The 25,433-nt window shown below is 67.3% G+C and carries 21 protein-coding genes; 15 read left to right on the forward strand and 6 right to left on the reverse strand.

Features of this window, described 5'->3' with window-relative positions; genetic code table 11:
- The first annotated feature begins 3 nt into the window (after positions 1-3).
- The 15 genes from ACQZ13_RS14740 (at position 4) to ACQZ13_RS14810 (ending at position 21,064) form a co-directional block, all read left to right on the forward strand.
- Positions 4-345, forward strand: coding sequence for a hypothetical protein (locus ACQZ13_RS14740; RefSeq protein ID WP_431045600.1), 342 nt, complete (start codon positions 4-6; stop codon positions 343-345).
- A 412-nt stretch (positions 346-757) separates the two neighbouring features.
- On the forward strand, positions 758-1,507 hold the full coding sequence (locus tag ACQZ13_RS14745) for a hypothetical protein (protein ID WP_431045602.1): 750 nt from the start codon (positions 758-760) through the stop codon (positions 1,505-1,507).
- Positions 1,508-1,517: 10 nt separating this feature from the next.
- Positions 1,518-2,135, forward strand: a complete 618-nt coding sequence (locus ACQZ13_RS14750; protein ID WP_431045604.1) for a hypothetical protein — start codon at positions 1,518-1,520, stop codon at positions 2,133-2,135.
- Positions 2,136-2,147: 12 nt separating this feature from the next.
- Positions 2,148-4,598: a secretin N-terminal domain-containing protein gene (locus ACQZ13_RS14755; RefSeq protein WP_431045606.1), complete on the forward strand. Its 2,451-nt coding sequence runs from the start codon at positions 2,148-2,150 to the stop codon at positions 4,596-4,598.
- A 2-nt stretch (positions 4,599-4,600) separates the two neighbouring features.
- On the forward strand, positions 4,601-5,161 hold the full coding sequence (locus ACQZ13_RS14760) for a type II secretion system protein (protein ID WP_431045608.1): 561 nt from the start codon (positions 4,601-4,603) through the stop codon (positions 5,159-5,161).
- Positions 5,162-5,175: 14 nt separating this feature from the next.
- Positions 5,176-5,559 (forward strand): type II secretion system protein, encoded by a 384-nt coding sequence (locus tag ACQZ13_RS14765; protein ID WP_431045610.1) that lies wholly within the window; start codon positions 5,176-5,178, stop codon positions 5,557-5,559.
- Entirely contained in the window at positions 5,546-6,007 is a 462-nt protein-coding gene (locus tag ACQZ13_RS14770; protein WP_431045612.1) for a type II secretion system protein, read from the forward strand. Before ACQZ13_RS14765 ends, ACQZ13_RS14770 begins: the two co-directional genes overlap by 14 nt.
- Positions 6,008-6,021: 14 nt before the next feature.
- Positions 6,022-6,543, forward strand: a complete 522-nt coding sequence (gene gspG, locus ACQZ13_RS14775; RefSeq protein ID WP_431045614.1) for a type II secretion system major pseudopilin GspG — start codon at positions 6,022-6,024, stop codon at positions 6,541-6,543.
- A 20-nt stretch (positions 6,544-6,563) separates the two neighbouring features.
- On the forward strand, positions 6,564-7,814 hold the full coding sequence (locus ACQZ13_RS14780) for a type II secretion system F family protein (protein ID WP_431045616.1): 1,251 nt from the start codon (positions 6,564-6,566) through the stop codon (positions 7,812-7,814).
- 114 nt (positions 7,815-7,928) lie between these two features.
- Positions 7,929-9,569, forward strand: a complete 1,641-nt coding sequence (locus ACQZ13_RS14785; protein WP_431045618.1) for a GspE/PulE family protein — start codon at positions 7,929-7,931, stop codon at positions 9,567-9,569.
- Positions 9,553-10,266, forward strand: coding sequence for a hypothetical protein (locus ACQZ13_RS14790; protein WP_431045620.1), 714 nt, complete (start codon positions 9,553-9,555; stop codon positions 10,264-10,266). The genes ACQZ13_RS14785 and ACQZ13_RS14790 overlap by 17 nt, the downstream gene beginning before the upstream one ends.
- The gene (locus ACQZ13_RS14795) at positions 10,263-10,784 is read left to right on the forward strand and encodes a hypothetical protein (protein WP_431045622.1); all 522 of its coding nucleotides are present in this window, start codon (positions 10,263-10,265) and stop codon (positions 10,782-10,784) included. Before ACQZ13_RS14790 ends, ACQZ13_RS14795 begins: the two co-directional genes overlap by 4 nt.
- A 512-nt stretch (positions 10,785-11,296) precedes the next feature.
- Complete coding sequence (locus ACQZ13_RS14800) at positions 11,297-16,243, forward strand: choice-of-anchor D domain-containing protein (protein ID WP_431045624.1); 4,947 nt, start codon at positions 11,297-11,299, stop codon at positions 16,241-16,243.
- A gap of 23 nt (positions 16,244-16,266) precedes the next feature.
- Entirely contained in the window at positions 16,267-20,739 is a 4,473-nt protein-coding gene (locus ACQZ13_RS14805) for a polymorphic toxin-type HINT domain-containing protein (RefSeq protein WP_431045626.1), read from the forward strand.
- 13 nt (positions 20,740-20,752) lie between these two features.
- Positions 20,753-21,064: a hypothetical protein gene (locus ACQZ13_RS14810; RefSeq protein ID WP_431045628.1), complete on the forward strand. Its 312-nt coding sequence runs from the start codon at positions 20,753-20,755 to the stop codon at positions 21,062-21,064.
- A gap of 208 nt (positions 21,065-21,272) precedes the next feature.
- On the opposite strand, the gene ACQZ13_RS14815 is transcribed toward ACQZ13_RS14810, so the two are convergent.
- From ACQZ13_RS14815 to ACQZ13_RS14840, 6 genes are read right to left on the reverse strand one after another with little or no spacing between them, the layout of a single operon-like run.
- Positions 21,273-21,728 (reverse strand): CesT family type III secretion system chaperone, encoded by a 456-nt coding sequence (locus ACQZ13_RS14815; protein ID WP_088404103.1) that lies wholly within the window; start codon positions 21,726-21,728, stop codon positions 21,273-21,275.
- Positions 21,725-22,603, reverse strand: coding sequence for a hypothetical protein (locus ACQZ13_RS14820; protein WP_431045631.1), 879 nt, complete (start codon positions 22,601-22,603; stop codon positions 21,725-21,727). Before ACQZ13_RS14820 ends, ACQZ13_RS14815 begins: the two co-directional genes overlap by 4 nt.
- Positions 22,600-22,863, reverse strand: coding sequence for a type III secretion system export apparatus subunit SctS (gene sctS, locus ACQZ13_RS14825; RefSeq protein WP_088404105.1), 264 nt, complete (start codon positions 22,861-22,863; stop codon positions 22,600-22,602). Before sctS ends, ACQZ13_RS14820 begins: the two co-directional genes overlap by 4 nt.
- Positions 22,864-22,873: 10 nt before the next feature.
- A complete protein-coding gene (gene sctR, locus ACQZ13_RS14830; protein ID WP_431045633.1) occupies positions 22,874-23,533 on the reverse strand; it encodes a type III secretion system export apparatus subunit SctR in 660 nt (219 codons plus the stop codon).
- Positions 23,511-24,635 (reverse strand): FliM/FliN family flagellar motor switch protein, encoded by a 1,125-nt coding sequence (locus ACQZ13_RS14835; RefSeq protein ID WP_431045635.1) that lies wholly within the window; start codon positions 24,633-24,635, stop codon positions 23,511-23,513. The genes sctR and ACQZ13_RS14835 overlap by 23 nt, the downstream gene beginning before the upstream one ends.
- Positions 24,632-25,432, reverse strand: coding sequence for a type III secretion HpaP family protein (locus ACQZ13_RS14840; RefSeq protein ID WP_431045637.1), 801 nt, complete (start codon positions 25,430-25,432; stop codon positions 24,632-24,634). The genes ACQZ13_RS14835 and ACQZ13_RS14840 overlap by 4 nt, the downstream gene beginning before the upstream one ends.
- Position 25,433: the final 1 nt, after the last annotated feature.

A 25,433-nucleotide genomic window follows, 5' to 3' on the forward strand; every position in this document is an offset into this window, starting at 1 on the left:
GAAATGACGCCAGAAGAATTCGTTGATGGTCTTATGATTTCTGTTGTCGAAGAAAATGCGATTTCATATCGCGATCTTCTTGAGAAAAATATAAAATCTAGTGATCGCTACTGGAATGATTCGAATGCGTTGTTTTGGACCCTGTCTGCGGACCAGAGGCAGGTGTTGCTTAATATGCTGCGGCAGACGGCGATTGATACAGTTTCCAATGTTTTGGGAATAATCGACGGTTCATCTTATCTTGATGGAGCGGGGGAGCTGATTGAGTTGCGTGTCGGTGGGCGAGATTTGGGCGGAGATCTTCAGGGTATGTTTCTTGCTCGAGTTGAGCAAGGGAATGAATAGGAAGTTGAGTTGATCTAAGTCGTCAACCGTTCGGCCTGTTAGGTTTTATCGGTCTAATTGTTGATATATTCATGAGCCTGCTTGCAGGGGCTGGTCGGTCCGCCCGACTCAGGCTCGAAACCGCGCCCCGCGCACCTAGGGCAATCCTCTACCCACCTCCCGCACCGCCTCGGACCTTCCGCCGTCCCGTCACGGTAAAGTCGCGTCCGGCCAAAAGAATGAATCAGGCCGCGCGGCGCGCCCAGCGCCGCGGATCAGGGAGGAACCCATGAAGTTTTCTGTCGTGCGCGCATCTGACGCGCTGCGGCGCGCTGCGCCTGCTTCGAAGTCGCTCGGATAGCCCGGAGCCTGTCATGCATTCGGCAGCAGTTCTGGCCGCATTCCACCGTTCCGTTTTCGCGTCGAGCTCGTCATGCGTCTGACTGCCATCGACTGGCGTGCGCTGACGGACTTGGGCACGCTCAAGCTGCGCCTCGCGCACGCGCCGACTGCCGTGTGGGTCGTTGCCGCGCTCGTGCCGCCGCTCGTCGCGGGAGCGTTGCTCGTCCTCGCCCGTCAGGCCGAACACCGCGCGTTCGCGCATGAGCAGGCCACACGCACCGAGCTGACCGCGCTGCGCGCCAAAGCCGCCGCTGCGCCAGCCGCCGACGTCTCTCCCTTCGCCGCGCGCCTGCCGCTGACGCAATCGTCTGCCCGCGCCGTCACGCACTTGCGCGAGGCCGCCGAGTCGCAGTCCGTCCTCGTCACCGCGATCTCCACCGCCCAGCAGGCGCCGACCGCCAACACGCTCGGACGCATGAGCCTGGACGTCAACCTGCGCGGCAGCTACGCCGCGATCAAGACGGTGCTCGCCGAACTCCTCACGCGCGACGCGCAGCAGGCCGTGCTGCAGCAGATCTCGCTGCGTCGCGCGACCGGCGCCGCTCCGAATACGGCCGGCGGCTTCGCACCGATGAACGCGGCACATGCGATGAACACGATGAACGCGGCACGCACGCCAGCCGCTTTCGCCGGCGGCGATCTGGAGGCCCGTGTCGTCGCGACTTGGTTGAGCCGACCGTTGGCGGACGCCGCATCGCCTGTCTCACATGCATCGCCTGCATCACCGGCATTGCCTGCGTCCCCCGCATCGCCGGCCTCCGCGCTGTCGACCCCTCGCTGAAGGCGCATCGATGTTCAAGCGCGCTTCGACCTCCACCACGGCGTCCACCGCGACGTCCGCTGCGACGCCCGGCCTTCGCCCCGGCCTGCGCTGGGCGCTCGGCGTGAGCGCCGTCGCGAGCGTCTGGGCCATGCTCGCTCCGGCCGATCTGCCGGTCGTCGCCGCCACCACGCCGGCACCGGCCGGGCAGGGCGGTCCGAGCTCGCCCGCGCCGCGACCCCCGATGCCGACGACCGCGCGCGGTGTCGGACCCGGACAGCCGCTCGCCCTGGCCGCCGTCCCCGGCCGCCTGGCCGAGCAGCCGCTCGAACCCGCTGACCGCGACCCGTTCGCCATCCCGCAGCCGCCGGCTCCTCCGCCGCCACCGCCGCCTCCACCACCGCCGCCTCCTCCCCCGCCGCAGGCGCCCCCGCTGAACTACCGCTACCTCGGCCAGTTCATCGATCCCCAGGGCCAGCGCAAGGTCTACCTCGCGCGGCCCGACAAGGAGCTGCTCGTCGAGGCCGGCACCCGCCTCGACGAGGGCTACCGCGTCGAAGCGATCACCGACGACGAGATCCGTCTCGTCCACGACCCCCTCCAGCAGCGCGCCGTGATCCGCATTCCCGCCGCCGCGCCGTCACCCTGATCCGCCCGCCCGATGTTCCAACGTCTCGTCAGCCCCGATCGCTCCGATCGTTCCAACCGTTCCGGCGTGCTCCGGCGCTCCGCCTCGACGGCCCGCACCGCCGCCGGCGCACTCGCGCTCCTGCTGCTCCTGGCCGGCTGCGCCGAGAACCGCATCCGCGACGAGTCCCGCAAGGCCATGGCCGGCGGCCAGTACCGCGAGGCGATGAGCACGCTCGAGAACGGCCTGCGCGACTACCCCGAGAGCACCGCCCTGCGCACCACGCTGCTGCAGGCGCGCTCCGAAGCGCAGATGCGGCTGATCTCGCAGGCGCTGACGCAGCGCGCCGCCGGCCAGTTCGACGATGCCGCCGCCACGCTGCGCCAGGCGCTCGAGCTCGATCCCACCAACGCCCGCGTGCAGGCGCTGCTCTCCGACATGGAGCTCGAACGCAAGGGCGCCGCGGACCTCGCCGTCGCGCAGAAGTGGGTCGAGGCCAGGCAGCCTGACCGCGCCCTGCGCGTGCTGGAGCAGGCGCTCAAGGACAACCCCCGCCACGGCGGCCTGCAGGACCTGCAGCGCCGGCTGCTCAGCGACCAGCGCAGCGCGCAGGTCCAGGCGCTCAACGGCGCGCTGACCGAGTCGCGCCCGATCTCGCTCGACTTCCGCGACGCCAGCCTGCGCACCGTGCTCGACGTCGTGACCCGCCACAGCGGCATCAACTTCGTACTCGACCGCGACGTGCGCGCCGACGTCCGCGTCACCGTGCTGCTGCGCCAGGCCAAGGTCGAGGACGCGCTGGATCTGATCACCGCCAGCAACCAGCTGGCCAAGAAGGTCATCGATCCGCGCACCATCGTCATCTACCCCAACACCGCCGAGAAACACCGCGAGTACCAGGAACAGCTGGTGCGCGTGTTCAACCTGGCCAACAGCGATCCCAAGGGCGCCGCCGCCTTCCTCAAGGCGATGCTCAAGATCCGCGAACCCTTCGTGGACGAACGCTCCAACCTGCTCGCGCTGCGCGATTCGCCCGAGAACATCCAGCTCGCCGAACGCCTGCTCGCCGTCTTCGACAGCGCCGAACCCGAGGTGCTGCTCGAAGTCGAGGTGCTGGAGGTCAACGCCACGCGCCTCACCGAGCTCGGCGTGAAGCTGCCTACCTCGTTCTCGCTGACCCCGCTGCCGACCGGCGACAGCTCGCAGCTGACGCTCGCCGACTTCGAGAACCTCGGCCGCAACCGCATCGGCGTCGGCCTCAACCCGGGCAACATCCTGGTCAACCTGCGCCGCGAGGTCGGCGACAGCTCCACGCTGGCCAATCCGAAACTGCGCGTGCGCAACAAGGAGAAGGCCAAGATCATGATCGGCGACAAGATCCCGGTCGTGTCCACCACCACCGGCACCGGCGGCTTCGTCTCCGAGAACATCAGCTACCTCGACGTCGGCCTCAAGCTCGACGTCGAGCCCACCGTCTTCGCCGACGATGAGGTCGCCATCAAGGTCGCCCTGGAAGTCAGCTCGCTCGGGACGTCGATCAAGACCTCCGCCGGCTCCATCGCGTACCAGATCGGCACCCGCAACGCGACGACGCTGCTGCGCCTGCGCGACGGCGAAACCCAGTTGCTGGCCGGACTCATCAGCCGCGACGAACGCGCCACCTCCAGCCGCGTGCCCGGCCTCGGCGACCTGCCGGTGCTCGGACGGCTGTTCTCCAGCCAGCTCGACGACGGCAAGCGCTCGGAACTGCTGCTCGCCATCACGCCGCGCGTGCTGCGCAACGTCAAGCGCCTCAACGCCAGCGAGTCCGAGATGTGGGTCGGCACCGAAGCCTCGCCCAAGCTGCGCCAGGTCGGCGGACTGCAGTTCAACACGCCGCAGGTGGATGCGAAGCCGGCGGTGCCGGGCGTGCCGGGCGCGTCAGGTGCATCGGTTGCACCCGGTGCGGCCGGGGCGGCGGCAACGCCAGGAGTCCTCGCGCCGGGAACACCCGGCGTCGCCGGACCGTCCGGCGTGGTCGGTGCGCTGTCGGCACCGGGTCAGCCCGGCGCCGCCGGCGTAGCGGATCCATCGATGCGAAAGATGCCGGCGCTGTCGCTGATCGCGCCACCGCAGGCCAAGGTCGGCGACACTGTCGAGGTGCGCCTGGACCTGCGCGACGCCAACCTGCGCGGCCTCATGACCGAGCTGCAGTACAGCGCCGACAAGCTGACGCTGGTCGACGCCGACGAGGACGACTACTTCCGCAAGGGCGGCGCCGTCACCAGCTTCAGCAAGCGCGTCGAATCCGGCCGCGTCAACCTCAGCGTGCTGCGCAACCAGGCGACGGCCGCGGACGGCGCGGGCAGCGTCTTCAAGCTGCGCTTCAGGACCGCGGCCGCCGGTCGCGCCGAAGTGCGTGTGGGCACCGCGCAGCCGGTCTCGCTCGAACCCAACGGCGAACGGCCCACGCTGCCGGCGCCCGCCGTCATCGAGGTGAAGTGACGATGAGGTCGCATCGCGCGCCTGCTTGCGCCGCCGCCGGCCGCCGTGTCGGTGGCGTCGCTGGCGTGGCTGGCGTCGGAGCGACCGCGCGTCGGAAGGGGCGCGGCTTCACGTTGATCGAGCTGCTGGTGTGCCTGGGCATCCTGGGCTTCCTCGCCTCGCTGGCGCTGCCCATGGCGGAGATGACGGCGCAGCGCGAGAAGGAGCGCGAACTCAAGCGCGCGCTGTGGGAGATCCGCGATGCGCTGGACGCCTACCGCGTCGCGCGCGAGTCCGGCGCGGTGCTGGGCCCGAGCGACCGGCCGCCGTATCCCGAGACGCTGCGCAGCCTGACGCTGGAGGTCGCCGACGCGCGCACCGAGCACCAGGGCCAGACGATCCGCTTCCTGCGCCGCGTGCCGCGCGACCCGTTCGCGGAGCCCGGCGTGTCCGCCGAGGAAAGCTGGGGCCTGCGCGGCTACCAGTCCGATGCCGACAACCCCCAGCCCGGCGCGGAGGTCTACGACGTGTATTCGAAGTCCCCGGCGACCGGTCTCAACGGCGTGCCGCTGAAGCAATGGTGAGGGCGCGCGACATCATGAAGCGGACCGCGCAGGGTTTCACCGTCATCGAGCTGCTGGTGGTGCTGGCCGCGCTGGCGCTGCTGCTCAGCGTGGCCGCTCCCCGGTACGTCCAGCACGTCGACCGCGCGCGCGACACCGCGCTGCGCCACAACCTGCATGCGATGCGCGACGCCATCGACAAGTTCTACAGCGACCAGGGCCGCTATCCGAAGGAACTGCCCGAACTGGTCGAGCGGCGCTACCTGCGCGCCATTCCCGTCGACCCGGTGACGAGCCGCGCCGACACCTGGGTCGCCGTGCCGCCGCGCGCCGGCAACGCCGACGGCGAGGGCGTCTTCGACGTGCGCAGCGGCGCGCGCGAGATCGCCGCGGACGGGAGCAGCTATGCCTCGTGGTGATCGCGGCTTCGGTCTGGTGGCGGTGCTGGTGCTGGTGGCGCTGACGTCGGCGGCGCTGTCGGTGGCCGCGCAGTCCTGGGCCGATGCGGCCCGGCGCGACAAGGAACAGCAGCTGCTGCGCGTCGGCGCGCTGTACGTGCAGGCGCTGGAGCGCTACCGGCGCAGCTCGCCGGGCACCGACAAGCGTCTGCCGCAGGAACTGGAGGAGCTGCTGCTGGACCAGCGCTTCGTCGGCACCGTGCGGCACCTGCGCCGGCTCTATCCCGATCCCGTCGGCGCCACCGGACGCTGGAACGTCGTGCGCGGCGAGGACGGCCGCATCCGCGGCGTCCAGAGCCTCAGCGAGGAAACGCCCCTGATCGCCGGCGCCGTGCGCCGCCCCGGTCTGCTGCTGCAGCCGGCCCAACGCTATTCGGACTGGAAGTTCGTCGTGGACTCCGAGAAATGAGAGACCAGAGCAACATGACCCCCATCGCCTACCGTTCGCCGTCCCCCGTTGACGCCCGCCGCATCGGCCGCACCTGCCGCACCGGTTCTGACGCTGGTGGTGCTGCTGCCGCTGCTGCCGGCCGTTCCCGTCAATCGCGCGGATTCACGCTGCTGGAGCTGCTGGTGGTGATCCTGATCATCGGCCTGCTGACCGGCATCGTCGGCCCGCGCTTCCTGGCGCAGATCTCGCGCTCGGAGGTGACGACGGCCAAGGCGCAGCTCGACGCGATCGACAAGGCGCTGCAGGCCTACCGCATCGACATGGGCCGCTTCCCGGACACGGGCGAGGGCCTCGCGGCGCTGGTCCGCAGCGACGCCAACGACCCGCGCTGGCGCGGTCCGTACCTGAAGGGCGAGCTGCCCAACGACCCCTGGGGCATGGCCTATCAGTACCGCATCCCGTCGCAGCAGCCCGGCAAGGACTACGAGCTGTTCAGCTTCGGCAGCGACCGCGTCGCCGGCGGGACCGGCGACGCCGCCGATGTCCAGCTCTGAGCGCTTGAACTGATTTCGGCATGAAGCTCCGCGTCCGTCTGCTCGACCCCGTGCGCCTGTCCGTCAGCGAGGAGCTGATGGAGGTGGCGTCGCGCGAGTCGCTCGGCACGCAGTTGCCCGACGGCCGCAAGGTGCTCGCCGCGGAGCCCGTGCGCGAGCCCGCCACGATGCGTGCAGTCGGCACTTCCCGCGCTGCCGGCGCTGCTGGCGTTGCAGGCGCCGGGGCCGTCGGTGCGCGGGCGAGCGCGCTCGACATCGCCTGGTGGTGCCAGGAGTTGCGCACGCTGCTCGTGGCCGGGATGACGGTCGTCGAGGCGATCGAGACGCTGCAGGCGCAGTCGGGCGCGGACGGTGCGCGCGCCGAGCTGCAGGCGGCCCTGCTGGCGCAGCTGCATCAGGGCAAGGCCTTGTCGGTCGCGATGGAGGCGCTGGGCCGCTTCCCGATGGTGCTGGTGGCCAGTGTGCGCGCGAGCGAGCGCAGCAGCTCGCTGGCCGAGGCGCTGTCCGAGTTCCTGCGGTATCACGAGATGGTCGAGACGCTGCGCAAGAAGGTCGTCAGCGCTGCGATCTATCCCAGCCTGGTGTTGGGCCTTGGCCTGCTGGTGAGCGGCTTCCTGATCATCGTCGTGCTGCCGCGCTTTGCCTCGATGTACGCGGACCTGCGCGGCGAGATGAGCTGGTCCACCCATCTGCTGACCGTGGCCAGCACTTTCGTGCGGGAGCACCGCCTCGGCATCCTGGCCGCCGCCGCCGCGCTGGCGGCGCTGGGCGTGGTGGCGTGGCGCCAGGGCGCGATCCAGCGCGCGGCGATGCGCGCCGCCGCGGTGATCCCGCCGGTGCGGCGCGCGCTGCGGGAGTTCCGGCTGGCGAAGCTCTACCACTCGATGACGGTGATGTTCCGCGGCGGCTACACGCTGGACGAGACGCTGCTGCGCTGCGAAGGCCTGGCGCTGGGTGCCGACATGGACCACGCGATGCGCGACGCGCGGCTCGCGCTCACCCGCGGCGTGCGCGTGTCCAGCGCCTTCTCCGAGCACGGGCTGACCGACACCGTGACGCAGCGGCTGCTCGCCGTGGGCGAGCGGTCCGGCAACTTCGAGCGCGTGCTGCAGACCATCGCCGAGCGTCACGCCGGCAACTTCGCCGCCTTCATGGACCGCGCCACGCGCATCGTGGAGCCGGTGATGCTGTTGCTGGTGTCGCTGCTGGTGGGCAGCATCGTGGTGCTCATGTACCTGCCCATCTTCGACATCGCGAGCAGCATCCGCTGAACGACACATGCCGACCTTCCTCCATCCGCCGACTTCGTCGCCCTCGTCGCTTCCGCTCCATTCGCCGATGCCGTCGATCTCGCCGACCTCCTTGCCGATGAGCGCTGTCAGCCGATGAATGCTTCCCTCCCGGACTCCCGCGCCGACTTCCGCGCCGCGTTGCAGGCCGCGCGTCGCCAGGCCGCCCAGGCTGGCGCGGAGGCCGTGCTCGACCACCTGCAACGCGGCGGCTGGGGCGCCGACCTGGCCGCGCTGTTGCGCGAGACGGGCGGCATGGAGATGCTGGACGGCGCCGCCGCGGACCACGCCGTCGCCGATCTCACGCTGCTGGGCGCCGGCGGTGCCGCGCTGGCCCGCCAGCTGCGCGCGGTGCCGGTCCGTCTGGACGGCGATCCGGACCGCGTTCGGCTGGCCATGGCCGATCCCTGGGACGAAGTCGTGCAGCGGCGCGTGACGCAGTCGGCCGGGCGACGCATGCCCGCGATCGCCGCGACGCGCGCCCGGCTGGAGGCCTGGTGCGGCGCGCCTGCCGCGGCGACGGGGCAGGGCGCCGGCGCGCAGGAGGCGGCGACTGCCGCGGATGGCCCGGTGGTGGCTTTCGTCGATCAGGCGCTGCGTCGCGCGTACGAGGTCGGCGCCAGCGACGTCCACTTCGAATGCGACCGCCAGGGCGTGACGGTGCGCCTGCGCCGCGACGGCGTGCTGATGCCGCACGGCCGGCTGGAAGGCGCGCGCGGCGCGGAGGAGGCGATCTCCCGCATCAAGGTGCTGGCGCAGCTCGACATCACCGAGCGGCGGCTGCCGCAGGACGGGCGCTTCCGCATCGCGCTGGGCGGCGCGGAGATCGACCTGCGCGTGTCCGTCATCCCGAGCGTGTTCGGCGAGGACGCGGTGCTGCGGCTGCTGGACAAGGCGCAGCTGCGCGACCCGGCGGACCAGGTGTCGCTGGACCTCCTCGGCTTCGATGCCGCGGGCGCCGCGATGATCCGCGAGCTGGCCGGCCTGCCGCACGGCATGCTGCTGGTGACGGGCCCGACCGGCAGCGGCAAGACCACGACGGTGTACGCGGCGCTGTCCGAGGTCAACAACGGCATCGAGAAGATCATCACGATCGAGGATCCGGTCGAGTACGAGCTCGCCGGCGTGCTGCAGGTGCCGGTCAACGAGCGCAAGGGACTCACCTTCGCCAAGGGGCTGCGGTCCATCCTGCGCCACGACCCGGACCGCATCCTGGTCGGCGAGATCCGCGACGCGGAGACGGCGGAGATCGCGGTGCAGTCGGCGCTGACCGGGCACCAGGTGCTGACGACGGTGCATGCGAACAGCGTGTTCGACGTGACGGGGCGCTTCAAGCATTTCGACCTGGACATGTTCGGCTTCATGGCGGCGCTCAACGGCGTGATCGTGCAGCGGCTGGTGCGCTGCATCTGCCCGCATTGCGTGGGCGACCGTCCGGCGCAGCCGCGCGAGCAGCAGTGGTTCGTCGACATGGGGCTGGCTCGCCCGGAGACCATGCCCTTGCCCGTGGGCTGCGAGCGCTGCGGCGGCACCGGCTACAAGGGCCGCCGAGTGATCGCGGAGGTGCACACGATCGACGACGGCTTCCGCGACCTGGTCACGACCGGCGCGCCGGTGTCGGCCTTGCGTGAGCACGTCTATCGGCAGGGGATCCGGACCTTGTCGCAACTGGGCGCGGACATGGTGAGCCGGCGCGAATCGAGCGCGGAGGAGATCAAGCGTGTGGTGGGCTGGTAAGCGCGCATCGGCGCGGACGGCGATCGCCTATGCGGGCGAGCGCGCGGTGCGCCTGTCGCTGGGCGGGGCGCTGCTGGTGGCGGTGGACGTCGAGGGAAGGGAAGCCGCGTTGGCGGCCCTGGCCGCCGGCATCCGCGAGCTGCCGCATGGCACGCCGCTGCGGGTGACGGTGAGCGGCGCGGTGTGCCGCCCGTTCCTGTTGCCGGAGGTGGCAGGCGTGACGGAAGCGGCCGACTGGCTGGCGATCGCGGCGTCGATGGTCGAGGACCGCGCCGGACTGCCGCCTGGCAGCCCGGTGTGGCTGGATGGCGGCCAGGCGTCGCCCCGGATGGCCGTGGCCATCGATGCGGCGTGGCATCACGCGCTCGTCGCGCTCGGCGGCCGATCGCTGGCGAGCGTGCGCCCGTGGTGGGCGTTGGCGATCGAGTCGACGAGCACAGGGAACGCAGCGACCGCCACCGGTTTGGCGGTGGCGGACAGCGACGAGCTCGTCCTGCTGATCGCCGATGGCGACACCTACCGCGTGGCGCAGACCTATCCGCTGGACGGAGAGTCGGCGTCGGCCGTGCTGAATCGGGCGCTGGTGACGCACGACGTCCCGGCGGGTGGGATCGAGCTGATCGAGTTCGACGCCGATGCGCTACCGGGGCAGCAGGTCGATGCCGCGTTGCCATTCCGCAAGGAGGTCCAGGCATGAGACCGTTGAAGGTGGACTTCGCGCCGACACGGCGGCCTGTCGTGGCGCTCGCGATCTGGGTTGCGCTCTGCGCCACTGCGACGGCGGGATTGGGCTTCGTCGCTTGGCAGGCATGGGAGGCGCGTACGACACGCGTGGCGCGCACGGATGCCGATGTCGCCGAGATCGCAAGACTGCGAGACATGCTTCGCATGCGCGCGGACAAGGCGTCGGCCGACGCCGTGCCTCCGTCGTATGCGCGCGATGCCTTGACGGTGGCGCGCACGGCGGCGTTCCCGATGCAGGCGGTGCTTCGCTCGCTGGAGACCGTGGCCGTCGACGGCGTGCGCGTCGGCGGCATTGAACTCAATGCCGCGCGCGGCGCCGCCGAAGTGACGCTGGAGTTCGACGACTACAAGGCCTTGCTGACCTACCTGGAGCTGCTCAACGAAGGCGAGAGCGTGCAGCGCTGGACGCTGGTGCGGGCCGAGGCGGCAGGCGCGAGGCGGCAAGCGGTGATCCGGTCGAACTGGCCGTGAGGCCTGCGTAGGGACTGCCTCAGCTCGCCACCAGCACGGCGACCCCATTGACCATCGCGTACCTGGGGCGTGAACGCCCGATCTAGATGGGAATCCGACATGGATCTGATCTTCCTGCTGGTCGACGCCATGCGGTCGTGGGGGTACCGAGTCTCGCGCTGCAGTGACCGCAGGGATGATTTGATGGCTACCGCTGCACAGTCCTAGATCTCACTTGCGTTAGCGCCTCGTTTGCACCGAATTTCGAGTTCGCACCGGAGGCGCTGGTGTCACCGAAGAACGAGGGTTAACCATCGCGCCTACGCGGGTGTGCCTCCATATGCTCCGTCGCTGCCGTTCAGAGATACGGCAAATCTCGCCATAGAAGAAACGCAATTCTCATGCGAGGGAGGAGATCGAGGCAGTGCCTTGCGGTCAACGCAATGGCATGGCGTGCTGCCGTTTGCAGACGCCTGAGTCGCCCAGAGCTTTCCCCCTCCGCATGGACTGGAAAAGCTCACATGCGCTGCCTCATGCCTCAGATCTCCGATTTGCTGAACGCCTTCCGCCGATGCCGGAGACTGGCGGCGGCAGGGTCAAGCCTCGCTGTCGTGTCGTCGATTCTTGCCCTGCTGCATCCGGGCCAGGCATTGGCGCAGTTCGATGTGTCGCAAATGGGCCAGTCCGTCTATCGATACCAAATCGAAGTGCCACCGGGCGTCCGGGACATGCTGCCTGACGTGACGCTGCAATACGACGGCGCGCCGCAGGGCATCGCAGGGGAAGGCTGGCATCTGGCCGTGGGATCCACGATTGGACGTTGCGCGGCGACGTTCGCCACTGACGGCGCGAGGGCTCCTGTTCGGAACATCGCTACGGATAAGCTGTGTCTCGACGGAAAGCGCCTGATTCAGACTGATGCCAATGGCAGTCCGTTGCCATTCCCTCAGACAGGGGACAGTCAGGGACTGACGTCCGGCTATCGCGAGTTCCGCTCCGAAATCGACTCCTATGCGCGCATCCGTGCCTACGGCGCGGCGAATGGCGACGTCAAGAACGGCCCAGCCTACTTCAAGGTCTGGACGAAAGCAGGGCAGATCTTCGAGCTTGGGACGGGCCCGTCGGCCGACGCCAACAGCGGCGCACTGTTGACGGCCGGTTCGAGCGGAGCGGCGGTGGCCTGGGCAGTGGCCAGAATCTCCGACAAGGCCGGCAACTACATCGATTTCAAGCATCGGCAGAACACGGTGTCGTGGGGGTCGGGGGCATCGGCCGGTTCGCCTCTGCCCGCCATTGAATGGCGTCTGGACGAAATCGAGTACACCGGAAACGTCAACGCATCCCAGGCGCCGACCAACCGCGTCGTGTTCGAGTACGAGGACAGGCCGACGCGCGGGGGCTCTCCGTTGGACGCCAACGAGGCATTTCATCTGGGCATCAAGTCGGTACAGGTCGCTCGACTGAAAGCGGTGACCACCTACGTGAATGCGCCATATCAGGGAGCCAGATATGGTGGTGGCGGTACGGCTGTCAAGAAATTCATCCTCGCCTACGAGAGCGGCGTGCTCACGGGTCGCAGCAGACTCAAGACCATCACGGCATGCAATGGCGCAGGGTCTCGCTGCTTCAAGCCGACATCGTTCGACTACAAGGACGGTTCCGGGGACGCTTACGTCCGGAGCAGCGGCTTTAATCTGCAGACAGAGGACCTCCGGAACAGTTCAGGGACCACGGGCGTCTTCGCCGCAGACTTCGACGGGGACGGCAAGACCGACATTCTTCGCTGGTCCGATACACCCGCGTCCAATCGGCTCTACCTGAGTCGAGGCGACGGCTCCTTCCAGCCGGTGCCGGTCGGATCTGGCGCCGGGCAGTTCAACATCACCGATCAGAACCTTGGCCGATCCGACGGCTGCTACTACACGGTGGTGGCCGACTTCAATGGCGATGGCCTGCCTGATCTGCTGAGGTTTGCAGGCTCCTCCACAAGTTCCGGAGCGAGCTGTCCCGTGCCGCGCAATCATTATCTGTACCTCAACCAGGGCGGCGGCTCCTTCTCCGCGCCCAAGCTGCTGACCGGGCTCACGCAGCTGGATCGGGTCGTCAGCAAGGCGACCACGGATTGCATTCATCCGGTCCAGTCGGTGGCGACCTCGCTGTGTACAGAGCCCGGAGTGAAGCGGGGTTGGACGCCGGGCTACACCTTCTACATGCTCGATGTCGACGGCGACGGGAAGATGGATATTGTCGCCGCCCAGCTCCCGGGCGCGCGACCGACGGACAGCCTGCAGGATCCATGCCCGCAGATCCAATGCACTTGGATCCTCAAGGGTGACGGGCAGGGAGGCTTTACCGATATCACTCCTGCCGCTTCAGTGAATCTGAGCATGTATTCCGCGCCGGACACACTGAATGCCGTCGGTCAACCCACGCATGTGATCGATGTTGACGGCGACGGTCTCTACGACATCGTGCGCACCAATGGCGGCTCATACCGCTCCTTGGGCAACGGGACCTTTGACGCGCCCACAGACGCCCAATTCTGCGGTTATTCCATCGACTTCAATGGAGACGGCGTGAACGACTGTCTGCAGGTCCTGGGCGCCGCATCGTCCTTGATCTCTCTCCAATGGGGCGACGGGACGGGCATGAGCTTCGCGACGGGAAACACCAATCTAAAGACGGCGGGGGCTGACCTTTTCGGCACCGGAATCGGCATCGCCATCCTCGATCTCAACGGCGATGGACGGGACGACTTGCTCCGCTGGAAGGACGGGGGCGACAACAAGCTGTTCCTGAGCCAGGGTGACGGTACGTTCGTTCCTTCGACCACCTTCAACATCAGCGGCATCGATGCCGAATTGGGCAACTCGGCAGGGACCATCTCCTTCATTGCCGGGAACTTCACCGGATACGGGCAGACGGAGTTGCTGCGCTTGAAGAACGGCAGTCACCAGCTGTACGTGAAATCGGATCCGACGCCGGCCGATCAGTTGTGGCGCGTGGTCACGCCGGCCGGCCGGGAGACGCGTTGGATCTCCCAGCCGCTAAGTCACATCGCCGCCGATACGGCAGGCATCCGCTATCTCTCCGATCGTGGGACTTCGAACGCCGCGGTCTATCCGGATGTGGACCTGACGACGTCGATTCAGGTGGTCACCACCCTGATCGAAGACTCCGGTGTCGGGACTGTCGGCAACAAGACGACCAATCAGACCGAGTATGCGTATCGAGGCCTCAAGACATCGTTGAACGGACGAGGGGTACTTGGCTTCCGGCAACGCCTGAACCAAGGGCTGGGAGGAACGGGCGCGCCGTTGTCGGTCAGGGAGGAGTATTCGCAGAGCTATCCGTACATCGGCCTGCGCAGCCGCACCGAGATCTTCGCCAGCACGATTGATGGCCAGGCCAGCTCGAACCGCCTGAGATCCGTTGTCGCCAGCTATTGCGACCAGACGAGCACCGAGGCCGCGGAGTTCTGCGCAAGCAGCGCCAAGCTTCGCCGCCCTTACGTCCGTCAGACCGTCGAATCCGGTTGGGAACTCAACGGCGAAGCGTTGCCGGTGACCACCGTGGTCAGTGCGGTGAACGGGTTCGGTGACACGACCAGCTCCACCAAGTCGACGACCGGCATCGCCGCGGGGATCTCCCAGACATTCAGCCAGACGACGGTGAGCCAGTACGAGCCACCCACCGTCGATGCTGACAACTGGAGTTTGGGTCGATTGAGCCGTCGCACGGTCACGAACAGCGTTCCGAACAACATCAACGACATCGGGACTTCGGCCGGGACGGGACCGAATGCTCTGGCGACCACACTGCGTTCCTCGGCCAGTCTGAGTGATGTCGTGCTGGGCAACATCACCGTCGGCGGCGCGAAGTCTGGGCAGGCGACCTTGTCCAATTCTGGACGGGGAGCGCTGGCGGTGGCGCAAGGCGGCATCGCCGTGTCCGGCGCCAACGTGCAGTTGATCGGCAACAATTGTCCCGCCAGCTTGAAGGAAGGGGAGAGCTGCGCCATCACCGTGAGCGTGGCGCCCACGGCCTTGTCCGCGTATGGCGGATCGGTCAGCGTCGCCACCGGGGGTGGGACCAAATCATCGGCCGTGTCCGCGACAGGCGTCGCGCCGACGGCGGTGATCACGCCGCAATCGACGAACTGGGGCGTGGTCGGTTCGGCGTCCGATTCGGGGGATTGGTTGACGGTCACCAATCGCAGCGATGTATCGGTCAGGATCGTCGGGCATTCGGTCGTTTCCGGGCCCGCCGGCATGTGGGCCTGGCAGGGGATCTCAGACGCCGGCTACTGTCTGGTCGGATCGACAGTGCTCGCGCCGGGCGCTAGCTGCAAGACCTTCTTCGGGACAGGCACCGTCACGTCGGGCAGCTATGGCGTGGCCAATCAGATCGCCTACCAGGCGGTGAATGCCCCTGCCACGACATTCACCGTGCAGCAGGGCTACAGCTTCAGCATGGCGACGTCGACCGTGAACGTGGGGACCTTGGCGTTCGGCAATGCGACTGTGTTCGGAACCAGCGCACCGCAGAGCTTCACGCTTACCAACAACGCGATCAACGGGGGATCGCTGCTCAACCTGTCGATTTCCCTCGTCGGCGCGAGTCCCGCCTCCTATGGGCTGTCGCACAACTGCGGAAGCGCCCTCGGCGCAGGCGCTACCTGCACGGTGAATGTGACCTTCTCGCCGACCGCCATCGTGAACGGCGTGAGCGCGGCCGTGGCGGTTTCCGGGGGGTATGCGCGGCTGACCGGTGGGGTCGTCGATCCCTCCAAGCCGGTCGGGACTTCGGTGAGCTTGTCGGTGCCGGTCTCCGGGAACGGTTACGGCTCGGCGATCTCGGTGGTCTCCAACTCGGCGACCGGCCTCAGCGCGACGCTGAACGACAGCAGTGCCTCAGGATCGGTGACCTTCGCCAACAGCGGCAATGCGCCGACGACGCTGAGCATGAGCGGTCTCGGTGGCGCGTTCTCGGTCAGTCCGGCCAGTTGCGCGATTGCTGCCGGTGGCACGTGCTCGGTCACCGTCACGATGACGCCGATCAGCGCCGGCGCGCAAGGTCCGCAGACCTTGGTTGCCAGCGGCGGAAGCACGGGCCAGGCATCAACGTCGGTGTCGGGCTCGGTCAAGGCGCCGGCCCTGTCTCTCAGCGCCTCCACCATTGCCTTCGGCACTGTGTCGCGAGGACTCATCGTGAGTCGCAGCTTGACGGTGACGAACTCGGGGACCGGCACGGCTCTGGGCTTGAGCTCGAGCGTGTCGCCCGCGTCGAACACGGCAGGCAGGTACTCGAGCGACGTCTGCTCGTCGCTGGCACCGGGCGCCAGCTGCTCGATCACCGTCACCTATAGCGCGACCTGCAACGCCGGCTCGCTGGCGGGGACGGTGACGCTGAGCGGCATCAACTTCCCGGCACTCAGTTTCACTGCCACGGCCGGTAACGCATCCGGCAAGTGCGTTTGAGATCGGTAGAGGGAGCAAATTCCATGATGACGAAGTCGCGCACCGCACGTTGGCTCGGGCTTTGCTCCGCCGCCCTCGTGCTGATGTCGCCGGTGCTTCCGGCCTTCGCGGATGCCTATACCGCGAGTCGGACCACCGGCTACACCTACATCGCCAGCGGACCGCAGGCGGGATTCCTGGCGACCGAGACGGTCGAGCCGGACGATCCTTCGCTGTGTTCGACCAAGGGCTTCGCGTACGACGCCTTTGGCAACAAGAACCAGATCACCACGGGGAACTGCGCGCAGGCGCCTGCCGCCGTGCAGTTCGCGACGCGTCTGGACGCACTGCAATTCAACGCGCAGACGGCGGTAGCCGGCGGGGTGTCGCTTGCCGTTGCGGCGGGGAGTTTCCCGACGATCTACACCAACACGCTGGGGCACGCAGTCAACGTGCTGTACGACCCGCGCTTCGGATCGGTGTTGGACAGCACTGACGCCAATGGGTTGACGACGCATTGGACGGTCGACGATCTTGGTCGGCCGAGCAGGATGCGGGCGCCCGACGGAACCAGCACCGTGGTGGCCTATTGCAGTCTGTCGGACGCCGGTGTGGACACTGCGGACGCCAGCAACAGCAGCGTGGCGGCCGGGGATCCGATCGCTTGCCCGGCTCCGTCCACTTCTGAAGCTCCTGTCGGGGCGGCCTCGTTTTCGCATCGCGAGGTCTGGGACAGCACCGGGCGGAAGATGGGCAGCTTTGTCCGCATCTACTGGGACCGGTTGGGGCGGCCCTTGCGGAGGATCACGGAGAACTTCGACGGTCCCCAGCAGGCCAATGCGAACGAGTTGATCGCGGTGGATCAGGTGTACGACGCCATGGGCTCGTTGACGATCGCCACGCAACCCTACTTCCTGACGAGTCGCTCAAGCACGACGAGCGGCGCCGGCGACGTCGGTCTGAGACGCGTCGATCATGACCTGCTGTGGCGGCCGATCAAGGTCTATCGCAGCGATCCGGCAGGCGGGACCGACGGGGTCGCGTTCGGCGACTTCGGAACACGCAAGGCTGCGGTCGACACCTATGCCTATGCGGCGTTGAAGATCACGATCACCAACGACAAGGGTCAGGTTCAGGTGGACGAGCGCACGGTCATCGGGCAGTCGCTGCGGGTGACCGATCCTTCGGGGGCTCAACTGCTCCATCAGCGGGACGCGTTCGGCAATCTCGTCGCAACGAAGGATGCGTTGCAGAACGTCGTCCAGATGAGCTACGACAGATTGGGGCGGAAGCTGAGCCTGTCGGACCCGGACGGCGGTCAGGTGAGCTATCGCTACGACGCCATCGGAGAGCTGGTCTGGCAGCAGAACGCCTTGCAGCTGGCCCGCGGTTCTTCCACCTCCATGGCGTATGACGCGTTGGGCCGTCTGATCTCCCGTGCGGAGAGCGCGGAGTACCAGAGCAGCTGGACGTACGACCGCTATGCAGATCAGTCGAGCTGCTTGAAGGGCATCGGAAAGCTCTGCGAGAGCCGTACCAGCAATGGCTTGGCGCGCAAGTACGCGTATGACGCAATCGGGCGGCCAGTCAGCGGCTTGATGAGCGTGTTGAACGGACCGTCGTTCGGTCATTCGGTCACCTATGACGCAGTCACTGGTCAGGTCGCCAGCGTGACCTACCCGACGGGCCTGCAAGTGGCCTATCGCTACACGAGCGGTCGACGTCAGCTTCAGCAACTGCTGCTCGCAACGCAAGCGAACGTGACGCCGCTGCCGTCCACGCCGGGCGGCGCTGCAGGAGCCGCCGTGCAACTGCCGGCCAATGCAGTGCTGTGGTCCGCCTCGAGCGAAAACGCTTGGGGTGCCATTGAGTCCCAGACCTACGGGAATGGCGTGGTCGAACGTGAGGTGGTCGATCCCGGTACGGGTCGACTGCTGGAGCGCTCGGCGGGTTCGAGCAGCGGCAAGGAGGTTCTCAATCAACGCTACGCGTGGGACAGCCTCGGCCACATGACAGGACGCGAAGAGATCAATGCCGATGGCAGCTACGGATTGGTCGAGAACTTCGAGTACGGGGACGGTGCGGATCCCACTCGCAATGTCTCTCGACTGACGAAATATGCGGTCTTCGGGGCCTCCATTCCTGACCTGAGCAGGACAGTGACACTCAAGTACAACGCGCTCGGCATGCTGCTGCAGAAGAGCGATGTGGGCGACTTCAGCTATGGCGCTCAAGGGCCGGGTGAGGTTCAGCCGCATGCGTTGCGTTTCGTCGATGGCGTGAGCGGGTCCATGACCTACGTGAGAGACGTCAACGGCAATGTGACTTCGGGCGATCAGTCCAAGTTCAGATCGATTGCTTACAACAGCTTCAATCTGCCGGATTCCCAGCAGGGCATCGTCGGTCCCAATGGGGCGAGCCGCTATGTGTGGCAGTACGATGAGAACTATGGTCGGGTGAAGGAGGCGCGCACGGACAGCAGCGGGCTCCGAACGACGTGGTACGTCCACCCGGACAACGCAGGAGCGCTCAGCTTTGAAAGCGAGGAGTCCTCAGGTCAGGTGAGCAATCGCCATTTCCTGACGGCGGGTGGGCAGACGGTCGGCGTCGTGATCACTCAGGGCTCGATTCCGGCAGTCGTCAATGGGGCGTTGGCACCGGCTGCCAACGCGAACATGCAGGTCGTCAAGCTGGAGTACTGGCACAAGAGCCATCAAGGCAGTGTGGCCACGACGACCGATCACGTCGGAGCGGTCACCGGGCGGTATTCCTACGATCCATTCGGTAAACGCCGGTTTGTCGACGGCAATGTCGACCCGACCAATTCGCTGGTGGTGAATTGGGGTGTCGCGGTCAACACAGGGACGCGGCGCGGGTTTACTGGGCACGAGCATCTTGACGAACTGGGCTTGATTCACATGAATGGGCGCCTGTTCGATCCTGCGACGGCGCAGTTCATGCAGGCGGATCCGTTGGTCAGCGACCCGTCGGATCTTCAGTCCTATCACCGCTACGCCTACTGCAGGAACAACCCGTTGACCTGCACCGATCCGAGCGGCTTCCGGGACGACGATTCCGATGCACCCAGGGCCTACGAACAGCAAGAGTCGGGCGATTCTTCCGGCGGGGCCGGCGTTGGATCGGGCAGGACGATCGGGTCCTTGCCAGGTACCTCCGCCGGTGTAATCGCCGTGATTCCGGGCAGAGGCGTCTTCTACGGATCGAGCGTGTATGTCGATGCGAATGGCTGTACGTACGTCATGAACGGTCAGCAGTTGGCCGGGCCGGGCGCAGTGGCGCCGCGTGACGCGATCGTCGTGGACGGCGTTTCGTTCAAGGACCATTTGAGTCAGGCACCGACCGGCCAACCGGGGCAGCCTCTGGGATCAGGCATTCCATCGGTGAACGCAGGGAGTGGCGGACCGCGTGCGGCCAACCAGACCGTGGCGCAGCCGTCGGGTCATCTGTTGAACGGAGGACGAGGGGAGGAACCGAGCTTCAAGCACTGGGCGAAGAACGCCTTGACGGTATCCAGTTTCATCCCTGGCTTGCAGACCGTGAGCGGGCTGGGATCTGCGGCGTGGGACATCGTGGATGGCGACTACATCAGCGCGGGTCTGTCGCTGGCGACGATGGTGCCGGTGCTCGGAGAAGGGGCGGCTGCGGCGAGGTTGGCAAGACTGCTGAGAGCCGAGGGCACGGCGGTGGAGCGCGTCGTGAATGCCGCTGCGCATTGCGCCTGCTGCTTCGTCGGCAGTACGCCGGTTCTCACCGCCGAAGGCAATGTGCCGATCGAAAAGATCGAGATCGGCACGCTGGTCCAGTCTCGCGATCCTGAGACCGGTGCGACCGCGCTCAAGGCAGTCACGGAGGTCATCCGCACTGAGGGTCGAGCTCTGTACGGCCTCACGTTCCTGCAGCAGAACGGTGGAGCGACGCGAGTCGAGTCTTCAGACAATCATCCGTTCTGGGTGGAGGGTACGGGCTGGGTTGATTCCGCAGATCTGAAGCGCGGTATGAAGGTGCCCACCTTCGACGGCCGGCTATTGACGGTGGTGAATGTGGAACCCCTCGGTCGCACCGAGCCGACGTACAACCTGACCGTTGCGGACTTCCATACCTTCTTTGCTGGGGAGGCTTGGGCGTATGTGCACAATATGTGTGCGTGCTCCGTTGCGGCAAAGGGACTTGCGAAGCCGGGTGCGCACTCCGTGGTGTTTGAGACGACGATCGCGAAGACAGGTGCGGGAACCCGCGATGCACATAAAGCTCTCGCGAATCGAGATCTGGCGGCCGCGATGTCAGATAAGGAATTCGCGGGAATGCTTTCGTCGATGAATGTCAAGCCGATTGGCGGTAGCGGTACACCAGGAGGATTTAGGTGGCATCACGCCCCCGATCGCCCCGGCGTTATGCAACTAGTGCCGGAAGTGCAGCACACGTCGGGATCGATATTCCAGGATGTATTGCATCCCGGCGGCAGTGGCGGTTTTGCGCAATGGGGCCGCGGTTGGTAACTGAGGGTGAATTATGACGAATGTCGAAGATATGCTGAAGAAGGTGTCGGAGATGCCGGAGGGCAGCGTCCTTGTGGCAAAACCGCCGCTGACGTGGGGCGCTGAGGCAATGTTCGTTGAATTGACGGACGATTACCGCGTACCGCAGTCTGTGAAGGACTCTGGTTATGAGTACTTGCTTGGTCGCGACGATATCGAGAACTTGCTGGCCTTTCTCAAGAAGAAAAGGGTGAGCAGTCGGACGGTGGCTGAGTTCATCATTCACTATGCAGTGACCGATAGCACGCCTGCATGGATTGAAGACATTCCGGGTATTACGGATTGATCAAACGATAGTTTGATCCCTGTTGGTAATATCTCAGCTGTGATGAATTGGCTTTGTCATAACGCGGGGTTGTCATTCGTTCCTGAGCTCGCCGACTTTCCCCATCGCAATCAAATGCGTCTCTCAAGTTAACCAGTTGGTCATGAACGGCGGCATGGTCGTTGCAGCAAAGGAAGGCGCAATCGCGGAACGGGGTCATTGGCAGCGCTCACGCCCTCATCCACGTGTACTCCCCCAGCGACAAGCTCTCGAACATCTCGTCCTCCGCCAGCAGGATGTTCTCGCGCCAGTAGCGGCCGTGTTCGATGTAGTGGTTGATGGTGTCGGCGAGGTAGGCCCCGTCGACGCCGTCGAGCATTGGCACCCGCACCACCAGCAGCACCACGCCTGAATCCGCGTCCAGGCCGAGCTGCGCCTGGTCCTGCGCGTAGAGGCTCAGGTTGGCCTCCAGCATCAGCCGGTACACGCGCAGGCTCCGTCCCGAGGTCACGCTCCCGAAGGTGAAGTTCAGGTACATCGCCTCGGGGTCGTTGTCGTAGTAGCCGAGCAGGACCTCGAAGCCTTCCACCTCGATCGCGTTGCGTGCGAGCGCGGTCTCCGCATCGGGCAGACCGACCGCTTCGCACAGGCCGACGATCAGGTGCTGGTAGTGCTCGACGCTCATGTTGGGGAACCCTTGTTGAGGAACGCCTCGACGGCGGCCGTCGGCGTCAACGCGCGCTGCAGCTGGCTGCTGCGGACCTCCGCGCCGTCGCGCAATGCGTCGATCGGGCGGAAGAGGGCGCGCAGACCGTTCAGCGGGAACAGCAGGTTGGCGTTGCGCTGCGCCTCGGTCGCGGAGGGCGGCGGACCGTTGGCCGCGCACCAGGCGACCGCCGCGGCCTTCACCACCGACAGCGATGGCGCCGCGTCCGGCGGCAGATGCCGCGCCACGGCCGTCATCGCGGCGAGCCGCATCGCGCCGACGGCGATGCCGCCGCCACCGCCCTTGAAGTAAAGCGAGGCCAGCGCATCGAGCAGCACCGCCGGCGGCTTGCCTTCCGGCGTCGGCGTCGCGCGCAGCATCACCGCGGCCGGCAATGCGCTCCGCCGCAAGGCCGCGCCTTCGCGGACCTCGGGCGGCGGAGGCGGCATGCGCGCGCGCGGCGGCGAGCTCATCGAGCCCTTCTCCTGGCGCTCGCCCACATCCTGCTGCTGCGGCTTGGCGCCGCCGCCCTGCACGGGGCGCATCGTGTTCTGGCCGGCCCCGCCCATGGCCATCTGCCGCGGATCGTCCATCGGCATCTGCGGATGCTCGTCCTCGGGATGCGCGCCCTGCGCGCCGTTCGACGGCGGACGCGGTCGCGGCTTGGGCGCCGGACCGGTGTTGCGCCGCGCCGGCACCTGCGCCCGCGGCGCATGCCGGTAGGCATTGCCCTTGTGCATCCCGCCCGCATACCCGGACGAGCCGCCGCCGCGCGTCTGCCCCTTGCCCGCGGCCTCCTGCGCTTCCCGCGCCTGCTGGGCCTCGGCGCCTTGACGCGCGCGGTCGAGCTTCATTTCTGGAACACCGCCGTGAAGAGGTTCTCGCTGAACTTCATCAGCGTGGACCCCGCCCACGGCGCCGTCACCACGACCACGCCCGTCACCGCCAGCAGCTTGATGCCCTGCGAGATGCTCGAATCCTGCAGCGACGTGATCGCCTGGAAGAAGGACACGATCAGCCCGATCAGCGCCGACACCACCACTGCCGGCAGCGACAGCAGCACGCACATCATCAGCGCCTCGGAGGTCAGCTGCACCACCACGTCGTAGTTCATGGGCGGGCTCTCATCGGTAGGTCAGCACCAGCCCGTGCACCAGCCGCGACCAGCCGTCCAGCGTGACGAACAGCAGCAGCTTGAACGGGATGGCGACGTTGCTCGGCGTCACCTGCGACAGCCCCATCGCCAGCAGCACGTTGGCGATGACGATGTCGATCACGATGAAGGCCAGGTACAGCAGGAAGCCGATGCGGAAGGCCGCCGTCAGCTCGCTCAGCAGGAAGGCCGGCGCCAGCACGATCAGGTCGTCCTTCTTCAGCGCCGCGGCCTTGTCGGCCGGCCAGATGATGGCGGCGGACTTCAGGAAGAACTGCTTCTCGCGCTCCTCGGCGTGCTTGTCGAGGAACTTGCGGAAGGGCTCGCGCGCCGAGTCGGCCGCCTCCATGAGCGTCTGCGTGCTGGAGCCTCCGCCCGCGGACGCCGCGCTCATGCCCTTGGTCGCGTCGATGAAGACCGGCGCCATGATGTAGCAGGAGATGATGATCGCCACGCCGTTGAGCACCATGTTGGGCGGCACCTGCTGCACGCCGATGGCGTTGCGCAGCAGGCCCAGCACGATGGAGATCTTGGTGTACGAGGTGACCACCATGGCCGCGAACGGCAGCGCCGCCAGCGCCAGCAGCACCAGGAAGAGCGCAATCGGATCAGCGTGCTGCAGCGGCGTCATGCGCGAACTCCAGCCGGGTGATGCGCACGCCGAGGTGGTCGCCGATGGCGATCAGCTGCCCCGTGCCCAGCGTGCGGCCGTGGCAGACCAGGCGCACCGTGGCCTCGCGCAGCGGCACGTCGAGCTCGACGGCGTAACCCGGCTGCATGCTGGCCAGCTCGGCCAGGCTGACGCGCGCGGTGTCCAGCTCGAAGGCCACCGGCAGCTGCAGCTGGTCGAGCGAGCCGGCGGACTGCGGCGCTTCGGCGCTCTCCGCGGAGGGCGCGGCCTCGTAGGCGGCCGGGTCGTCGGAAATGGCGGGCGGCTCGGCAAGGTGCACGGTGAACTCCTGGGGATCGATGTGAAGGGAGGCGCGCAGCGCGCGCCCGACGCCGCAGCGCAGCAGCGCCGGCGGGCCGCCGGCCAGCACGGTGTCGCCCGGACGCAGTCCGCGCAGCACCTCGAGCGGCAGCGCCCGGGCGAACAGGCGGATCACCGGACGCATCGACAGATGCGCCAGCGGGCTCAGGTCGACACCGGAGGCGCCAACGGTGGAAAGGACGCGCTCCAGCACCGCCGGATCGGCGTCCAGCAGCGCGATGGGCATCGCGCCGCCGAGGACGAGGGGTACGAGGCGCGGCGATGCGGTCGCGCCGTCGCGTGTCGAAGCGGCAGTCGTCGCGACCGCCTCTGGCATCGAGGGGTCCAGCGGCTCGATGTCGACGACGCGCAGCGTCCCGAGCAGCGGCGCGAAGGCATCGGCCCAGCCTGCGAGCAGCAGGGTGACGATCGCGCAGGCGGTGTCGCGCGGCTGGTGCGCGCAGGCGAGCTGCAGCGCGGGGGAGTCGACGGCGTCGAGACCGATCTGGAATCGTCCATGCGTCGATTCGATCGTGAGCCGCCACGGCATCGCCTCGCGCTGCCGGGCGATGCCGATGCCCGCGTGCTGCAGCGTGCCGCGCAGCCAGTCGACGAAGCGCGCATCGTGCGCCACGCGGGACAACGAGGCGTCGTCGCTGCTCATGGACGGCAGCCGTCCGACGAGCGTCGTCGCGTCGGCGGAGTCCGCGAACGCGGCGGATTCCGCGAGGGCGGCAGAGGCGGAGGAGGTCGGCCGGTTCATGTGATGTCGATCTCGATGTGCCGGTCGCCGGGCAGCGCGCGGACCAGCAACGCGCGCAGCTGCGACTGGTGGGCCGAAATTAGGGCGAGCGAGCGCGTCGACTGCGTGCTGAAGCGAAGCGCCAGTTGGTGAGGCGAAAACGACAGGCGCAGCTCGGTGTGGGGCAGGGTCTCGGCGTCGACCGGCACCTGGATGGTCCAGCTGTGGAAGGCGGGCTCGCTGCTGCGGCACAGCGTCGCGACGGTGTCGGCGAGCTCACGCTCCCAGCCCTCGGGCAGCGGCGTCCACGCCACATGCGGGATCGGCATCGGCGGCGCGGTGACGGTCTGGTCGAGCATCGCCGCCTGCTCCGCGTCCGCCTCCTGCGCCTGGCCGGCTTCGCGCGCCTCGGCGCCCGCGGAGGCGGCCACGGGCAGACGTGGTCGATGACCGTCGACGAGGAGGGCGTCGTCGTGGCGGGACGACTCTTTCCTGCGTGAGGAGGCTCCGGTCTCACGTCGATCCTGGCGCTCCGCCCGATCCGCCCGATCCGTGCGCTCGCGCGTGGGCGAGGGCACCGCCACGATCGATGCGTGCGTCGCCTCGTGACGAGGGGACGAGGCGGACTCCGGGGGAGGCGGCGGGACCGATCCCGGCGCCTCAGGCGCGGCGTCGGTCGTCGAGGTCGCTCGCCGCACGGCGCCGAGCGCGCGATGGAAGCGCTCCACCTGGCGCGCGTCCACGGGCAAGGGCAGCGGCGGGATCTGCGGATCCGCGACGACGAGGCGCCGGATGCGGCGGATCTCTTCGTCGCTCATG

The organism is Roseateles sp. L2-2, from assembly GCF_050613215.1.
In the GTDB taxonomy this organism is placed as follows: Bacteria; Pseudomonadota; Gammaproteobacteria; order Burkholderiales; family Burkholderiaceae_C; genus Roseateles; species Roseateles noduli.

Coding starts and splice junctions, on each gene's coding strand:
- ACQZ13_RS14765 (WP_431045610.1), top strand. CDS start 5,176: ATGAAGCGGACCGCGCAGGGTTTCACCGTCATCGAGCTGCTGGTGGTG.
- ACQZ13_RS14800 (WP_431045624.1), top strand. CDS start 11,297: ATGCCTCAGATCTCCGATTTGCTGAACGCCTTCCGCCGATGCCGGAGA.
- ACQZ13_RS14740 (WP_431045600.1), top strand. CDS start 4: ATGACGCCAGAAGAATTCGTTGATGGTCTTATGATTTCTGTTGTCGAA.
- ACQZ13_RS14840 (WP_431045637.1), bottom strand. CDS start 25,432: ATGAGCGACGAAGAGATCCGCCGCATCCGGCGCCTCGTCGTCGCGGAT.
- ACQZ13_RS14760 (WP_431045608.1), top strand. CDS start 4,601: ATGAGGTCGCATCGCGCGCCTGCTTGCGCCGCCGCCGGCCGCCGTGTC.
- ACQZ13_RS14770 (WP_431045612.1), top strand. CDS start 5,546: ATGCCTCGTGGTGATCGCGGCTTCGGTCTGGTGGCGGTGCTGGTGCTG.
- ACQZ13_RS14820 (WP_431045631.1), bottom strand. CDS start 22,603: ATGAAGCTCGACCGCGCGCGTCAAGGCGCCGAGGCCCAGCAGGCGCGG.
- ACQZ13_RS14805 (WP_431045626.1), top strand. CDS start 16,267: ATGATGACGAAGTCGCGCACCGCACGTTGGCTCGGGCTTTGCTCCGCC.
- ACQZ13_RS14815 (WP_088404103.1), bottom strand. CDS start 21,728: ATGAGCGTCGAGCACTACCAGCACCTGATCGTCGGCCTGTGCGAAGCG.
- sctS (WP_088404105.1), bottom strand. CDS start 22,863: ATGAACTACGACGTGGTGGTGCAGCTGACCTCCGAGGCGCTGATGATG.
- sctR (WP_431045633.1), bottom strand. CDS start 23,533: ATGACGCCGCTGCAGCACGCTGATCCGATTGCGCTCTTCCTGGTGCTG.
- gspG (WP_431045614.1), top strand. CDS start 6,022: ATGACCCCCATCGCCTACCGTTCGCCGTCCCCCGTTGACGCCCGCCGC.
- ACQZ13_RS14755 (WP_431045606.1), top strand. CDS start 2,148: ATGTTCCAACGTCTCGTCAGCCCCGATCGCTCCGATCGTTCCAACCGT.
- ACQZ13_RS14795 (WP_431045622.1), top strand. CDS start 10,263: ATGAGACCGTTGAAGGTGGACTTCGCGCCGACACGGCGGCCTGTCGTG.
- ACQZ13_RS14835 (WP_431045635.1), bottom strand. CDS start 24,635: ATGAACCGGCCGACCTCCTCCGCCTCTGCCGCCCTCGCGGAATCCGCC.
- ACQZ13_RS14785 (WP_431045618.1), top strand. CDS start 7,929: ATGAATGCTTCCCTCCCGGACTCCCGCGCCGACTTCCGCGCCGCGTTG.
- ACQZ13_RS14810 (WP_431045628.1), top strand. CDS start 20,753: ATGACGAATGTCGAAGATATGCTGAAGAAGGTGTCGGAGATGCCGGAG.
- ACQZ13_RS14750 (WP_431045604.1), top strand. CDS start 1,518: ATGTTCAAGCGCGCTTCGACCTCCACCACGGCGTCCACCGCGACGTCC.
- ACQZ13_RS14780 (WP_431045616.1), top strand. CDS start 6,564: ATGAAGCTCCGCGTCCGTCTGCTCGACCCCGTGCGCCTGTCCGTCAGC.
- ACQZ13_RS14745 (WP_431045602.1), top strand. CDS start 758: ATGCGTCTGACTGCCATCGACTGGCGTGCGCTGACGGACTTGGGCACG.